The 16582-nt window shown below is 41.5% G+C and carries 8 protein-coding genes; 5 read left to right on the forward strand and 3 right to left on the reverse strand.

Going from position 1 to position 16582, the window contains the following annotated elements; translation table 11 throughout:
- Positions 1-693: 693 nt before the first annotated feature.
- Positions 694-2076 (reverse strand): MGH1-like glycoside hydrolase domain-containing protein, encoded by a 1383-nt coding sequence (locus QVO66_RS11570; RefSeq protein WP_288172850.1) that lies wholly within the window; start codon positions 2074-2076, stop codon positions 694-696.
- A 349-nt stretch (positions 2077-2425) separates the two neighbouring features.
- On the opposite strand from QVO66_RS11570, the gene QVO66_RS11575 reads away from it, so the two are divergent.
- Positions 2426-3655, forward strand: coding sequence for a hypothetical protein (locus QVO66_RS11575; RefSeq protein ID WP_288172851.1), 1230 nt, complete (start codon positions 2426-2428; stop codon positions 3653-3655).
- A 1569-nt stretch (positions 3656-5224) separates the two neighbouring features.
- On the opposite strand, the gene QVO66_RS11580 is transcribed toward QVO66_RS11575, so the two are convergent.
- The gene (locus QVO66_RS11580; protein WP_021855653.1) at positions 5225-5983 is read right to left on the reverse strand and encodes a lysophospholipid acyltransferase family protein; all 759 of its coding nucleotides are present in this window, start codon (positions 5981-5983) and stop codon (positions 5225-5227) included.
- 277 nt (positions 5984-6260) lie between these two features.
- Positions 6261-7010, reverse strand: a complete 750-nt coding sequence (locus tag QVO66_RS11585) for a polyprenol monophosphomannose synthase (RefSeq protein ID WP_021855654.1) — start codon at positions 7008-7010, stop codon at positions 6261-6263.
- A gap of 1322 nt (positions 7011-8332) precedes the next feature.
- Between QVO66_RS11585 and rhuM the strand changes: the two genes are divergently transcribed.
- The 4 genes from rhuM to QVO66_RS11605 all read left to right on the forward strand — a co-directional run.
- Positions 8333-9337, forward strand: a complete 1005-nt coding sequence (gene rhuM / locus QVO66_RS11590; protein WP_021855656.1) for a virulence protein RhuM/Fic/DOC family protein — start codon at positions 8333-8335, stop codon at positions 9335-9337.
- 137 nt (positions 9338-9474) lie between these two features.
- Entirely contained in the window at positions 9475-12723 is a 3249-nt protein-coding gene (locus QVO66_RS11595; protein WP_021855658.1) for an SNF2-related protein, read from the forward strand.
- Positions 12724-12756: 33 nt separating this feature from the next.
- Positions 12757-16260, forward strand: a complete 3504-nt coding sequence (locus QVO66_RS11600) for an Eco57I restriction-modification methylase domain-containing protein (protein ID WP_021855659.1) — start codon at positions 12757-12759, stop codon at positions 16258-16260.
- Positions 16247-16582, forward strand: a 336-nt coding sequence (locus QVO66_RS11605; protein ID WP_288172852.1) for a hypothetical protein, incomplete at its 3' end; no start/stop codon positions are given. The genes QVO66_RS11600 and QVO66_RS11605, both read left to right, overlap by 14 nt.

Consider the following 16582-nt stretch of genomic DNA (forward strand, 5'->3'; position numbering starts at 1 on the left):
AACTACTAGCTCACCAAAGTGAGCGATAACTCCTATAACTACTTTAACTCCCGACTCGAAAGCACAGATCCGCCGGCACAATACAATTGGCGAAACAAAAGCCTCCCCACGGGGTCTTTGATCCGATTACTTCCTATTTCTTGTAGTAAAATATTGAATTGACTAACGTCGAACTTCGTTTTTCATTATTCACTTTTATAATATAGCGGTACTTTAGCGGATCAGGAGATCCTTATACTCAATTCCGGCAGATTGCAAATCAGCCGGAACATTACCAAACGTAGTGATTATGAAGTTATGATAAGAATCAACAATGCATATGACTCTAACTACTAGCTCACCAAAGTGAGCGATAACTCCTGTAACTACTTTAACTCCCGACTTGAAAGCACAGATCCGCCGGTACAATGGCAACGTAGTGCGTCTTACGAAAGTGAAAAGGTAAAAGTGAAAAACGAAAAATCCAAATGTATTGTGGTTTCTACTTGTAAGCAATACGTTTGCAATTGGATTTTTCACTCTTCACTCTTCGTTCTTCACTTAAATATGCTCCTAGCTCACATTAGTAAGCGATAACTCCTGTAACTACTTTAACTCCAAAGTCTTATGCTAGCTTGTCATTCGTTTTTTCACTTTTAATTTTTCATTTTTAATTGCGCTTTGCGCCTGCTCTTCATTTATTATGCTATACGATTAAAACTCAGAAATGGTGGGGCGGCCTTCTAGCCAGGCTATCATGTTTAAGACTAAGAAGTTCCAATTCTGGAAGCCTTTATTGAGCACCGGCTCTCCGTTTTCAGGCAGGTAATACTCATGTAACGCACCAAAGCGCTCGAAGTCGCGGCCAAGCAGGATAATGGTCTTTTCAGCCAGCTCACGGGCTTCGGCGGTGTAGCCATAGTTAAGAAGACCACGGAAGACGAGGTAGTTGACATTAATCCATATTGGTCCCTGCCATGACGAAGGATTACCGCTGGCACGAAGATTATACATCTTCTCTAACGGAGACAGTGAACGGATGCCGGCAGGGGCATTGAACGACGTGGTGTCACGATAATGAAGACGGACTATGTCGGCAGCCTGAGACGGCGTAGCTATGCCTGCCCACATGGACATAAAGCCACTCCACACGCTGAAACGCTGGATAAGGCAGTCGTAATTACGCGGCTGACCGACATGCAGATAGAGGTCGCCGGGATTAAGACCGCTGATGGACGGCTTCTCGACAGGCAACAGATTGAGGTCGACGCTGTAATAAAACTTGTCGCGCGGGTCCCAACAGTGTTCCTGTATCTTCGACTTCAAGTCGGCTGCCTCTTTATCATACTGAGCCGCTATCTCGCCCAAACTGAGACATCGGGCGATGTAGGCCATGGCCTGCAGTTCCTTATACATAAGGGCGTTGAGGAATATTGAACCGGAACTTTCGTGGGGACGATAAAACGTGCTGGGATCGTTGTCTACACCTATAGCCTCATCAGTTTCCCAATAAAGAAGACCTGTTGCCTTATGGCGGTGGAAGTTCATATATTTAGACACAAAGGCCTGCAAATAATAGAAATCGTCGCGCAACCACTCAGCATCTCCGTTCATCGTCCTGACGATAAAGGCTGCATGCTGAGCCAGCGTTGGCTTGTGCATATTCGACTTCCAGGGATTACGCTTCTTGAGCATCTCTTCGCGTGAAGGCGCGTTGCGCTCTATCCATATAGGTATCCAGCCGTCCATGCCGCAATAGCTCAACGAATTGAGCACACAGCCGCGCTCATAGTCGAGTGCCTGAATGCTGTCTTTAGGCGTGCCGTTGTCGAGAAGAATCTGCCTGAGAGCCACGTTGCTGAGCCATGAGTCCCAGTCCCAAAGCATGTCGAGATACTGACTGCTGCCGGGAGCAAGAAACTTATATTTAAGTGAGCCGCCAGCCTCGCGATACATTCCGCGCATCTCCTTATAGATGTTGCGCTTGCAGATGTCAGCATACTTGCTGACGTTAGCTGCGGTACGCTCTGGCAAGGCGGAACGGAGCTGAGACGAGAATGACAGCAAGACAAAGAATAAGGCAAGGCGCAAGGGCATGCGTGAAGGGCGCAAAGATAACATAAGAGACGAAACGGACATGAATGTGCGGCAAGAATAGCTGTAAGCGTTCATAACATTTGATTAAGGTTAATTATTTTTTAAGCAATGCAAATATATAGCTTTTCAGGAAAAAAGCAAAGACATAAGCAAATAAAAAGCGACTGTATACAAACTGACGATTTATGGTCAACTGGAAAATATGCCTATATGTAGACATTTAACATAAATTAAACGACAAAATCGTCATTGACGAACAAACAGACATTATCTTTGCAAAAAATGTTTTGTAAGAATTATTAAAGAGAATGATAACCCACGATAAAACGTGGAATATAAGAAAAACACCATGAAAGAATTTACATCAAAACTTATTACGTACATGATGATGGTGTGCGTGGCATTATGCACAACAGGATGCGGAAGTGACAGCGACGAAGACGGCACTACAGACGGAACATATGAGGACATGGCTTTAGAAAACCTGAACGGACACGAACTGAAGTTCTATTATGAATATGAAGGAAAACTATACAGGGCCATGGCATTGTATGTAGACAAGCAAGGTACGCCAAACGTGCTGAGCTATTCGGCTGTGCAGATGATAGGCGTAACGAAATATGCATACGTAAAGACGAACCAGAGCAAGGCGACGGTAAGCATGACGGTGATGTATTATCAGGCATCGCCAGACCCTGAAGGATGGAGCGACCCATGGCACCAATATGACATGGAACTTAACTTTGTGTCGGGAAACCAGGGATATGCCAAGGTTACAACGCAATATAAGACGCTTGTTAACGGTCTGCTGACAACGGTAAAGAAAGATGACCTGTGGTATTTCAAAATTGACAGCGATGAACTGCCAGACAAGACTCTGATTGACATCTGCATAGGCAACAGTGAAGGTAACGACGACGAAGATGGCGAAGGCAGCTCTGAAAACGTGGTAACATCAAAGGCACTGAAAACAAAAGTAAACTTTGTGCAGGACGGTGAAAGACCATGTATAGCCGTGGGGCTGACAAAGAACAGCACAACAGGACTGCCTGACAAAACAGGATTCTGCATTGGAACATCACCCAAACCCACTATTGAAAACGCAATAATAAAGCTGAACGAGAATGATGAATGTCTGAACGGTTTTTCACGGATTATCGGCAACAGCGGAACAACGCTGAAACGCGGCACAACATATTACATAAGACCGTATCACAAGACGGGCAACAAAATAATATATTATGAAGAGACATCGGTTGAGACACCGGGAAAGAATTATATACTGACCATTACGCCTACGCTGACAAAGTATTACAACCTTGACTATAACTTAAAGAAGGAAGGCACATACACACTGGGCATTACATGTAAAGTGAAAACGGCAAACGGCGACAAATATTATAGAGAAGAACTGAAAACCGTAGGCAAAGGCTCTGGCTCAATGTCTTGGGACTCTTCAAAATCCGGATACGACCTTGAAGATATCTACTACATAGAATTTAATGCAAGGGACAAAGCTACCGGAATATTGTATATATCAGACATGGCATCAGGAAGAGCCGGCGCAAAGCGCAACTAAAAACTAAAAATTAAAAGTGAAAAACGCCTGACGGAAGTGAAGAGTGAAGAGTGAAGAATGAAAAATCCAAATGCTAACGTAGTGCGTGCGAAAAGAACCAAGAAGGCTAATGTGCCGGCTGATTTGCACGAGTTGTTGAGCACAGCGAAAAATCGGCCGGAAATGAATATCAGAACGGAAGGTCAGCGCAGCTAATTTTTAATCCGATTACTTCCTATTTAGCATCATCTTATACTTTTAATGCAAACATAGCATTAAATTTTTCATTACTCACTTCATAAGGCAGCGGTATTTTTAGCGGATCTCAGATCCTTATATTTAATTCCGGCGGAGCGCAGATCCGCCGGCACAATAGCCAAAGTAGTGCGTGCGTTTCGTCGATTATTGTCAATTGTATTACATTGAAAAGAATCAACAAGGCATTTGACTCTAACGACTAGCTCACCTTTGTGAGCGATAACTTAGCGTAGTGCGTGCGATAAGAACCAATAAAGCTAATGTGCCGGCTGATTTGCAATCGGCCGGAAATGAATATCGTGCGATAAGAACCAACAAGGCTAATGTGCCGGCTGATTTGCAATCTGCCGGAAATGAATATCAGGATTTATTTAATCCGATTACTTCCTATTTAGCATCATCTTATACTTTTAATGCAAACATAGCATTAAATTTTTCATTACTCACTTCATAAGGCAGCGGTATTTTTAGCGGATCTCAGATCCTTATATTTAATTCCGGCGGAGCGCAGATCCGCCGGCACATTACCAAACGTAGTGATTATGAAGTTATGATAAGAATCAACAAGGCATTTGACTCTAACTACCAGCTCACCTAAGTGAGCGATAACTACTTTAACTCCCGCCTCGAAAGCACAGATCAGCCGGCACAATAGCAACGTAGTGCGTCTTACGAAAGTGAAAAGTTAAAAATGAAAAACGAAAAATCCAAATGTATTGTGGTTTCTACTTGTAAGCAATATGTTTGCAATTGGATTTTTCACTCTTCACTTTTAGTTCTTCACTTAAATATGCTCCTAGCTCACCTTAGTGAGCGATAACTTCTCTAACTACTTTAACTTCTGACTCGAATCCACAAGAGTTTTTCATTTTTAACTTTTCATTGCGCTTTTGCGGCTTAATTTGCCGGTAGCCCGAAGGGCTTAACTTTGGTAACCGTGGGTCATTACCCACGGATTAAAGTCCTGGTAATGCGAGCACCCGAAGTGGTGCTATTCTTGTTTTTATGTTACTTACTTGTTTGCTTTTGTGTCCGTTATTTGCTCCGATATAGCACCACTTCGGGTGCTCATAGTTTGTTTTGTTACAGGCCGTGGGTGTATCACCCACGGTTACTTAAGTGTAGCCCTTCGGGCTATAAGTTAGCATCAACCTTTAGCCGGCATAATAGCCTTGTTGGTTATTATCGTACGTACTACGCTAACATATGAATTTTTCACTCTTCACTTTTAGTTCTTCACTTAAATACGCACTACGTTAGCATATGACTTTAACTCCTAGCCAACTCCGTTGGCGATAACTCCTCTAACTACTTTAACTACTTAAAACGAATCTACTGATTCGGATTCTTCACATACCCCTGATATTTCGGAGTCAGGTCGGCCATAATCTCCTTATAGCTTATGTCCATGCGCTTGCTTATGTCTTCGGCACCCTGTCCTTCGGGGTATATCGGCTTATGGATGGTCAGTGTCAGCGGATGCCATTTCACCCAGAACCATTTGTTTGTCCTTGGCAGCACGTCGAAAGAGCCGTTGATGGTCAGCGGCACTACGGGCAGCTGAAGCTCGTCGGCAAGCATGAAGGCGCCACGCTTAAACGTACCCATATGCCCTGTAAACGTGCGCGAGCCTTCGGGGAACACCACCACGCTCATTCCGTCCTTCAGCGTGTGGCGTGCCTTGTCGTATGTCTCCTTTACCTTGCTCGGGCCGCGCTTGTCTACAAATATCTGGTGAGACATCTCGCAGGCAAAGCCAACGAGAGGAATCTTGCGCAGCTGGTGCTTCATCATCCATTTGAAGTTGCGTCCCAGATGACCGAATATCAGAAATATGTCGAACGAGCCCTGATGGTTGCTCACAAACACATACGACTCGTTGTGCTTCAGGTTCTCGCGTCCCACAACCTTTACCGGCAGAAACAGCACCTTAAGTATGGCTGCTGCCCACAGCTTAGGCGGATAGTAGCCCCAGAAGTGGCCGTTGCCAAGCACGCAGCCCACGCTCGTGGTGAGCGACGTAAGTATGGTGAGCACGAGTATTATCGGCAGCGCGATGCATATTTGATATATTCGGTAGATGTATCTCATTGTTAGTTGTTTTTATCGTTTTTTCGTTAGAATAATATTTGCGGTTAACCTGTCTGTGATGCCTGCTGCATCTGTGGCAGCCTAGTCTGCCTCGGTGAGCGTTGTCGTGTCTGATAAGCCGGGGCGCTCATTCCCTTGCTCGTCTTCTGATACTGCGCGGCTTGCGCTTTATGTCTGTATCGTCTTGCGTCCTTGCAGACCGTTTTTGCGCAGCAGCGTTGTTGCGGTTATGGTGTTGCAGCAGGGCAGCGGCCCTGCTGCATGTCCCTTCCTTCTGTCAGTCTTTAATCTTGGGATACTTGCGTGTCCATCCGTCCCAGCGCAGACGCATCACACCGAAGAAAGCCTCGCCGAATATGCCGCCGCTCATCTTCGACACGCCTTCACGTCTGTTGACGAATATCACGGGCACTTCCTTAATCTTGAAGCCTATCTTGTATGCCGTAAACTTCATCTCTATCTGGAAGCCGTAGCCCTTGAAGCGTATCTTGTCCAGCTCTATGGTCTCGAGCACGCGGCGCTTGTAGCATTTAAATCCGGCAGTGGTGTCGTGCACCTTGAAGCCCGTCACCATGCGCACATACTTAGATGCAAAATAGCTCATCAGCACTCGTCCTATAGGCCAGTTCACCACGTTCACTCCGCTCACGTAGCGCGAGCCTATGGCAACGTCGTAGCCCTCGTCGTGGCATGCCGAATAGAGGCGCGGCAGGTCGTTGGGGTCGTGACTGAAGTCGGCGTCCATCTCGAATATATAGTCATATCCGTGCTCCAGGGCCCATTTAAAGCCCGTTATGTATGCCGTGCCGAGGCCCAGCTTGCCGCTGCGCTCAATGATAAACAGACGGTCGGCAAACTCGCTCTCCATCAGTCGGTGAACTATAGCCGCGGTGCCGTCGGGCGAGCCGTCGTCTATCACGAGAATATTAAAACATTTTTCAAGCGAGAACACCGCCCTTATAATCTTCTCGATGTTCTCTTTCTCGTTATACGTAGGTATAATGACTATGCTGTCGCTTTTGTTCATGTCCTGAATGTCTTTTGTTTATGCGTGCTATATATGTCTTGTCTCCCTCCGGCTGGCGTCGTCATGGAGCCTTCAACGTTGTTGTCTTCTTCTTCTGATAAAGCAACTCTCAGTCGTGCCCGTGCGTCCTGTCTCCCCGGTCAGTCCTGTCTGCCGCTTATCTTATTGCAGAGATAATGCAAACCGAGAGCAGAATCATCAAGCTTGCTTGAATGTTATGCCTAGATGCCGCTTATCTTATGCAAAGATAATGCAAATTGGCATAACTACAAAATAAAAATTTGCCAACGGAGCCATTATTTTTCGTCCTTGCCTTTTAAAATGACGTTTTTCAGTCAATTTGCTTTATTACATCACGTTTTGCGTAACATTATTTATGACTTTTTTATCAATCGCAATACCATAAACCATAGCCGCCCCGTAGTCCGCAACATTGACATGAGCGTCACTTCTTATCCCCAATCGTCCCGATTAATATTTGTCAGCTCCCCAGTCCGGCCGCCTTTTCACATCCATACATTCGCATCATAAAAACAGTCCCGAAAAATCGTAAGTATTTGCGTTGTTTTGTGTTTTAAATTGAAAGATTGTAGCTTTGTGTGTTGCTGCTTGTTAAGTAAATCCAATGTATTTACTTCTAAACTGTTAATGGCTGAGTTTTGCCTCGTAACTCGGCCACTTTTACATCAAAAGTCATAGGTTTTTTATGCGTAAGTCATAGGTTTGTTTTGGGGATATAATAAGGTAGATATAAAACGCAGGAAAGTATTTGTTATTATTGTCGTTTTTGATAAGTTTTGTCATGAAACGGTATAATCCCCAATCGGCCTTCAGGCCGCACATAGCTTTATTAATTTTGTTTATTCATGCTTTCAGCCTGCCTTTTTGGTTCTATTGGCGCAAGCTAATTATGAAACGTAGTTCGGTCTAACCCAATTATTAAACGAAGTTCAGCGTTAGCTAATTATAAATTATAAAAGTGCCTGCAAATAATCCAACAAAAAGCCGCTCGATATAAAGCAAAAATACAGACCGAATACTAATAACAGATTTTGTATTAGGGCATTTTTTGATTCAAAAAAATTTTTTGAACGATGTGGTATTTACAAAATATTTTTATATCTTTGTTCTTTGTGTGCGCCGCTTGAAATCCTACTGATGTTACTTCTGATAGTGCAGCTGATATATAGAGTTCAAGAGCCGTGACGAAGGCGTAGACTTCGATACAAAGATGAAAGAGCTGCAAACCGAAATGAAAGATTTGCTGAAACAGGAGGAGGAAAGCAGAAAGGAGTTGTTGAACCTGTTTAAAGAGTTGGGCTATGGACTTGAATGACAAAATTGTAATTTACCGTACTGCCGATGGGCAGACCGCCGTGGATGTCAGGATGGATGGAGATTCTGTGTGGCTTTCACAGGCACAGATGGCAGAACTGTTTCAAAAGGACAGAACCGTTATAGGACGCCACATTAGCAATATTTATAAGGAACATGAATTAGAGCGTGAGACCACATGTGCAAATTTTGCACATACCAAGAATTATGGTCGTAGAGAGGGATTTACGCAAACTAAGAATATTGTGTTATACAACTTGGACGTCATCATTTCCGTGGGCTATCGTGTAAAAAGCCAGCGTGGCACGCAGTTTCGTATATGGGCAAACAAAGTGCTGAAAGAATATTTAATTAAAGGCTATGCCGTCAATAAAGCTCTGACAGAACAACGTTATACGGAGCTGAAGCAGCTTGTTGCCGTATTGGGCAGAACGGTAAAGGCACAAGAGGCACTGACTTCTGATGATGCGCTCAATTTGGTGGAAGTGGTTGCCGATTATGCTTATGCCCTTGACACTTTGGACAAGTACGATTACCAGCAACTGGCTGTGGAGCAGACCACTAACGAAGCCAAGTTTCGTGCTACATACGAAGGAGCCATGAAGGCAATAGAAGAACTGAAGGAGAAATTCGGCGGCAGCCAGTGGTTCGCTCATGAGAAAGACGATTCGTTCAAGAGTTCCATCGGGCAGATATATCAGACTTTCGGCGGGCAAGACCTTTATCCGTCAGTAGAAGAAAAGGCCGCCATGTTGCTTTACCTTGTAACTAAGAATCATTCGTTCAGCGACGGCAACAAGCGCATAGCTGCAACTCTCTTCTTATGGTTTATGGCAGGTAACGGCATTCTCTATAATCCTGACGGCACCAAACGCATAGCCGACAACACTCTTGTTGCCCTTACGCTGATGATAGCCGAGAGCCGCACGGAGGAAAAGGACGTGATGGTGAAAGTAGTTGTAAACCTGATTAACAAGAACAATTATGAGTAAGACAAACTACAAACGCTTGGGCGGATTATATCCGCGAAGTGGATGTGAGGAATCGGGATTTGAAAGTGACGAAACTATTGGGTGTCAGTATCTCTAAAGAGTTTATGCCATCAATAGCAAATTAAACTGATGATAGTATGAGCAGCAATTTTATAACAAATAAAGAAAAATTCTTATCGGATATTATCAATGGTATCTTGCCTAAAACAGATGCAGTGGATATATTGGTCGGCTATTTCTATTATTCCGGCTATATCCAGTTATCTGAAAACCTTAAAGACAAACAGATAAGGATATTAGTCGGATTGGATATTGATTTGCACATATCTAAACATATACGGGAAGTTGAGGCCATAAGAAATGAATTTATTTCTCGAAATATCATTAAAGAAGAATACTATAAACAGTTTGTCCATATATTCAATGATTCTGATTTTCTAGATACGGCAGAAAAATTGGAACAATTTAAAATGTTCTATGGGAAAATTTTGGACGGAACATTAGAGATTCGTAAGACACTCGACCCGTGTCATTCCAAGATGTATCTTTTTGCTTATAACGATTTGATGAATGAAGGAGGAGAGTTGCCAGGTGTCTTGATTACAGGTTCCAGCAATCTTTCATATCAAGGATTGAAGGGTCGGTTAGAACTTAATGCCCGATTCAACGACAAGCAGGATTACGAAGAGGGAAAGAAACTTTTTGATGAATTATGGGAAAGTTCTGTCGTTGTTGCAAGTAAGGATAATCTGGATGAATGGAATAATAAGGTGATGGCCCGTATATGGTACGATAAAATATACTCGCCATATCTGATGTATGTCAGAGTTCTTAAAGAATATTTTAACATACCAACATCTGAAAATCTGCTTACTCCATATGATATTACTGAAGGTAGGTATTCTAATTTAAGATATCAGACCGATGCAGTGCAGATGGCTATTAATGCGTTGAATAACCATAATGGTGCTATTGTTGCCGATGTGGTAGGATTGGGTAAAAGTGTTATTGCCTCTACCATTGCGCGTAATCTAAGATTGCGCACTATCATAGTTTGTCCTCCGCATTTGTATAAGCAGTGGGAAGGTTATCGTGATGAGTTCGGGTTTACTGCTTCTGTGTTTAGTGCCGGAAAGATTGAGGATGCAGTTTTACATTATCAAGAGTTGGTTAAAGATGGTGAGCAGTTCCTGATAATAATAGATGAAGCCCATCGTTTCCGCAACGAATACACGCAAGACTATGCCCTGTTGCATAATCTTTGCTTTGGCAATAAAGTGTTGTTGCTGACGGCTACTCCATTCAACAACCAACCTGCCGATATTTATGCGTTAATAAAACTCTTCCAGATACCTACAAACTCCACATTGAAGACTGTCGAGAACTTAGGTGCTTCATTTAAAGACTTGATAAATAAGTACAAAAAATTGCGTGAAGAGCAACGGGTAGGCAAAAAGACTGATGAAGAAATAAAAACGCAAGTCAATGATATGGCCAAGAAAATCCGTTCTATTATCAGTCCATTGGTCGTTCGTCGTTCCCGTCTTGATTTGCAGGGCATACCTGAATATGCCTATGATTTGAAACAGCAAAACATACAGTTGGTGATGCCTAATGATCCTGAAGAACTTGAATATGATTTGAGTGAATTGAAAGATTTATATACGACCACTCTTGACAGGATTAATAAATCAGAGGGAAGCAGTGATGATGTTTACCGTTTTAAGGCTGCCCGTTATTCACCTGTCTTATATATAAAAGAAGAGTCAAAAGATAAACTGGCTAAGGAACTTGAAGATAAAACTGGAGTAAAATTTAATCTGTTGCTTGGACGACAGACAAATATCGGAAAATTTATGCGCCATCTCTTGGTAGCTCGTTTTGAGAGCTCTGTAGCGGCGTTTCAGGCTTCATTGGGGTATATGATTCAGTCCTCCGAACACATGCTCCGATGGATTGAACAACGGCACAAGATACCAGTATTCAAGAAAGGAAACTTGCCTGATGTGTCAGCTTTCTATGATACCAGCGACGACGGTATGGAAGAAATTGAGGAACTCTTTGAAAAGTACGAAGCCCGAGGATTCTTTGAGATAGACATGAAATATGTGAAAGACAGTTTTGTAACTGATGTCAAGGCTGATGTTCAGCTGTTGAAAAATTTACAGGAACAATGGTTTGGCGAGGACAATATGATAAAGTCTGATCCCAAATTGGATTCTTTTATACGCATTGTCAGCAAGCAAATGAAGAATGACCCCAATCGTAAGCTTGTTGTATTTTCAGAATTTGCTGATACGGTGAATTATTTGGGCAAGGCTTTGGTAAATGCAGGACTACCGGCTATGAAATATACTTCTGCTGACGCTACTTCTGCCAATAAAGATCTTATACGTGCAAACTTTGATGCTGGTTTGAAACCTGCATTGCAACAAAACGACTTCTATATTTTAGTAGCGACAGATGCCATATCCGAAGGGTATAACTTGCACCGCGCCGGAGCTATTTTCAATTATGATATACCTTATAATCCGACAAGAGTCATTCAGCGTATAGGGCGTATTAATCGTATTAATAAAAAAGTCTTTGACCAACTTTACATATACAACTATTTCCCGACAGATGTGGGTGAGGCGGAAACGAGGACAAAAGAGATTTCCACCCTTAAAATGGCAATGATTCATGCCATAATGGGCGAGGACACTAAGGCTCTTACCAAAGAAGAAGACCTCCAGGTATATTTTAAGGAACGCTATCGCAAAGAACTTTCCCGAAATGAAGAGGAATCTTGGGACACACCTTATCGTAAGTTATTGAATAGTCTGAAAGGAACAGACGTTTATAATAATGCTCTTGAGTTGCCACACCGCGCAAGGACAGCCCGTAGAGTCGACAAACCGAAAAAAGGAGTTCTGATGTTCGGACGCAAAGGTGATGACTTCGTTTTCAAAATCGGAGATGCGTCTAATCCTCCCGCCATGATTTCGGCAGAAGAGGCTATTTCGCTGTTCGAAGCAGATATAAATGAGAAGCCTGTCGATTTGAGCAAAAATTTTGATGCAGTCTATCAGCTGGTAAAATCATCGCTCTTCAGTAGCGAAGTAAAGGACAGAAACGAGAAGGAGCAGATAAACGCATTGGCTAAAATCAAAGTATTGATGTCGAAACAAGCATTGTCAAAAGACTATCTTGAAGATTTGGCGCAAGTGGTGAGAGCCGATGCGTTGTCAGGATATGAGATACGGTTTATCAATCAACTGATGCCAAAGGATGCGCCAAAACTGCCCTTGAAAATTTCTGCTGAATATCTGGCACGTATCATTGGCTATCAAAACAAAGTGGACGATGGAGAAGAAACTTTGATTTTGAGCGAAGAACTTCAATAATACTCATAAATAAAAAAGATAAAAGATTTGATTATGGAATTCAATAAAGCATATAGTCGTCAAGAGTTTGTAAATTTCCTGCAAAACAGTTTCTTGCCGGAAGATTTTATCCATACGGAAACACCTGTGGAGTTTAGAACTAAAATGACATATACCCGACATGCCCTGAAGTTGGGAACATCTGCTGCTCTCGATTTGGTTGTGTATGAGGTAAGGCACAATTCAAAAAACGATGCACGTGTTTCACTATCTAAAGAAGCATTCCGCCTGCTTGCAGATGAAATGGAAGACAGGGCTTTGGTTGTCTTTGTTCCGGAAGACAATAACGACAATTATCGTTTTTCGCTTATTGAGATTACGCTCGAATCTAAAAATGATTCGTCACGTGTGACTCGAAATTACAGTAACCCAAGGCGATACAGCTATTTCTTGGGAAAGGGTATTGCATATTATACTCCAAATAAGTATCTGAATGAAAAAGGGCGTGTGGTCGATTCCGATGACTTGCGTAGCCGTTTCTCTGTAGAGGTACTTACCAAAGAGTTCTATCAGGAGTTGAGCGACTGGTATGCATGGGCAATAAAAATTATTCGTTTCCCAAATGACCTTAACGACAAGACCGATGATGATAAGTTTAACTGCGAAAGTGCAATCCGTCTGATTACACGTCTTATCTTTGTTTGGTTCTTGAAACAGCGTCATCTGATTCCTGAAGAGTTTTTCGACGAAAAATACATTGCAGATAATCTGATAAAGGACTTCAATCCAAATACGAAAGTGGATTTGTTCTACAAATCGAGTGAAAGCAAATATTATAAGGCAATTTTGCAGAATCTTTTCTTCGCCATGCTTAACAGTCCTATTACTCCTGAAGGTAGTAAAGAACTGTCGGAACGGCATTTTAGAAACGGACGTGGAGACTACGACAACAACAAACTTATGCGTTATGAATCTTATTTTAAGAATCCGCAGTTGTTTGTTGATTTGGCCAATCGGACAGTTCCTTTTTTAAATGGTGGATTATTTGATTGCCTCGATGATAAAGACAATGACTTGTATTATGATGGTTTCAGCGACCGCGAAGCAGTTAAGAAATCGTTGATTGTGCCGGATTATCTTTTCTTTGGCGAAGAGGCTGGCAAGAATATAGATCTTTCAGAGTGGTACGGCAGTAAGAAAAAGAAGAAAGTTTCTGCCCGTGGTATTATTGACATATTGAAGCGTTATAACTTTACCGTCGAGGAAAACACTCCGTTTGATAAGGAAGTGTCTCTTGACCCGGAACTATTGGGCAAGGTGTTTGAGAATTTGCTCGCTTCATACAATCCCGAGACACAGACTACGGCTCGCAAGCAGACCGGCTCATTCTATACTCCGCGCGAGATTGTTCAATACATGGTGGACGAGAGTCTGGTGGCGCACCTTAAACGCACTGTTGGTGACGACTTGGAGCAGCAATATCGTCAGTTGATGCAATATACTGATGAAGATGTTTCTTTGACAGACAACCAACGCAGACAGATTATGCTGTCGCTTTATAATTGTAAAGTGCTCGACCCTGCTTGTGGTTCTGGTGCATTCCCCATGGGTATTCTGCAACAGATGGTTCATATCCTAAGCCGTATTGATCCTGACAATAAGATGTGGAAGGAAATTATGTTGCAAAAGGCCATTGACGAAACGTCAGAAGCTTATCGCAATTCATCAAATGAAGAACGAAAAGAACTAATTGCAGACATAGAGCGTAGTTTTGATGAAAGTATTAACCGTCCCGACTACGCCCGTAAGCTCTATCTTATTGAAAATTGTATCTATGGCGTAGATATTCAGCCTATAGCCATACAGATTAGCAAACTGCGCTTCTTTATTTCATTGGTAGTAGATCAAAATACAAATACTGATCCTACCGACAACTTTGGTATACGTCCGCTTCCTAACCTCGAAGCGAAATTTGTTGCGGCTAATACGCTGATTGGATTAGATAAGAAAGATGCGTCTTTGTTTGATAGCGAGGAAATAAAAGCGAAAGAAAATGAACTGAAGATAGCCAAGCACAAAATCTTTGGAGCAAAGACAGTTCGTACCAAGCGTAAATACAAGAATATAGTTAACGAACTCCGTCAGGAGATAGCTGATATGCTATATGCAAATGGTGCTGTTGGGAATGATGAAGCTCGGCAGTTAGCATCTTGGGATATGTTTAATCAAAATGCTTCCTCTAATTTTTTTGATCCGGAATGGATGTTTGGAGTTAAGGATGGATTCGATATTGTGATTGGAAATCCGCCGTATATAAGCGCTCCAGCACAGATAGCTGATAAGAAACTTGCAAGACAGCGTAACGATATAATAGCATCTAAGAGATTTAGATCATTATATCAGAAATGGGATTTATATATTCCATTTATTGAGTTCGGTATGGACCATATGTGCAAGCTTGGAGGTTTATGTACAATGATTGTCCCATATCCTTTAACTAATCAGTTATACGCAATGGTTTTACGAAAGATGGTTGTTACATCATTCGACATGTTTGAGATTGTAGATTTGAATGGAACGAAAATTTTTGAGAATGCAACTGTTAGCAACTGCATTCCGTTTATAAGAAAATGCAAGGGAAACAAAACGATAATTTCGCATATTGATAAACAAAAGTCAATACACCATTCTTTTGTAAAAGAATATGAGGATCTAATTCAAGATAAAAATAATTATGTATGGAATCTTACACAAGAAAAACGCATCGGATTTCGTCATCCTATGTTTAATGTCTTAGGTGATTATTGTTATGTAAGTTATGGATTACGACCAAATTCAGATGAGAAATTAGCAAAAGGGGAATTTAAAAAACAGGATTTAATAAGTGATTATCAGGACCAGATTCATTGTAGAAAATATATTGAGGCTAAAGATATAAAAAAGTATGTAATTGAAAGAATTCGTTATATCGAATATTATACTGAGCGCTCTCCATTTAAACTTGTTAGGCCTACGTTTGAAGAATGGTTTAACCCTCCAAAATTATTCTTTAATCGACTTGGAAATTTATTTGGAACATTAGATTATGAGAATAGGTTTATACATAATGACTCCATAATAGGAGCTACATTATGGATAAATATAAAAGGTGTTGATAACAAAAGTATAAGTTCTAGTATAAAAAAATTTAGTCGTTACAACCGTGGTGAAATGGAGAAATTGTCTCAGAATGTAGATTTACGGTTTTTATTGGGAATTATGAATTCTACTTATGCAACCATACTTTTGCGTGATTTGAGAGGTGGCGATTATCATATTTACCCTGAGCATATACGTAATATACCTATTGCTCCAGCAACTAAGGAGCAACAGCAACCGATTATAAATCTTGTGGACACGATTTTAACTGCTAAACGTATCGACCCGAATACCGACACTTCTTTAGAAGAATGTCAAATTGACCTATTGGTGTATCATCTTTATGGTCTTACTTACGATGAAGTTTTGAATGTTGACCCTCAAACCCCAATTACTCGTGAAGAATATGAAAAAGACTAAAAATCATGAAAATCAGAAAATGCCGTGGCAATACAAGCTTGTAAATGATATATTTTCAAAAAAAGAAATAAATAATTGTTCATTATCTGAAATAATAGGTGATGACGTATTTGAAATAAAAAAGCATAAGTGTCCACCTATATTGTATAAATTTTATACTCCAACTATTGAAAATATTTCAGATGTTCAGAATAAATTATTATGGTTGTCGTCTCCAGATACATTTAATGACCCATATGATTGTAGGCTTAATTTTAATTATGAAGCTTTTCAACAATATTATACTATAAAATCTTTTAAGAGTAACTCAATGTTTTCAGAC

The sequence above is a fragment of the Prevotella sp. CAG:255 genome (assembly GCF_000431195.1).
GTDB lineage: Bacteria > Bacteroidota > Bacteroidia > Bacteroidales > Bacteroidaceae > Prevotella > Prevotella rara.

Bases quoted from the DNA above. Each gene is read 5' to 3' on its own strand.
- rhuM (WP_021855656.1), top strand. From the start codon at position 8,333: ATGGACTTGAATGACAAAATTGTAATTTACCGTACTGCCGATGGGCAG.
- QVO66_RS11595 (WP_021855658.1), top strand. From the start codon at position 9,475: ATGAGCAGCAATTTTATAACAAATAAAGAAAAATTCTTATCGGATATT.
- QVO66_RS11570 (WP_288172850.1), bottom strand. From the start codon at position 2,076: ATGCCCTTGCGCCTTGCCTTATTCTTTGTCTTGCTGTCATTCTCGTCT.
- QVO66_RS11600 (WP_021855659.1), top strand. From the start codon at position 12,757: ATGGAATTCAATAAAGCATATAGTCGTCAAGAGTTTGTAAATTTCCTG.
- QVO66_RS11575 (WP_288172851.1), top strand. From the start codon at position 2,426: ATGAAAGAATTTACATCAAAACTTATTACGTACATGATGATGGTGTGC.
- QVO66_RS11580 (WP_021855653.1), bottom strand. From the start codon at position 5,983: ATGAGATACATCTACCGAATATATCAAATATGCATCGCGCTGCCGATA.
- QVO66_RS11585 (WP_021855654.1), bottom strand. From the start codon at position 7,010: ATGAACAAAAGCGACAGCATAGTCATTATACCTACGTATAACGAGAAA.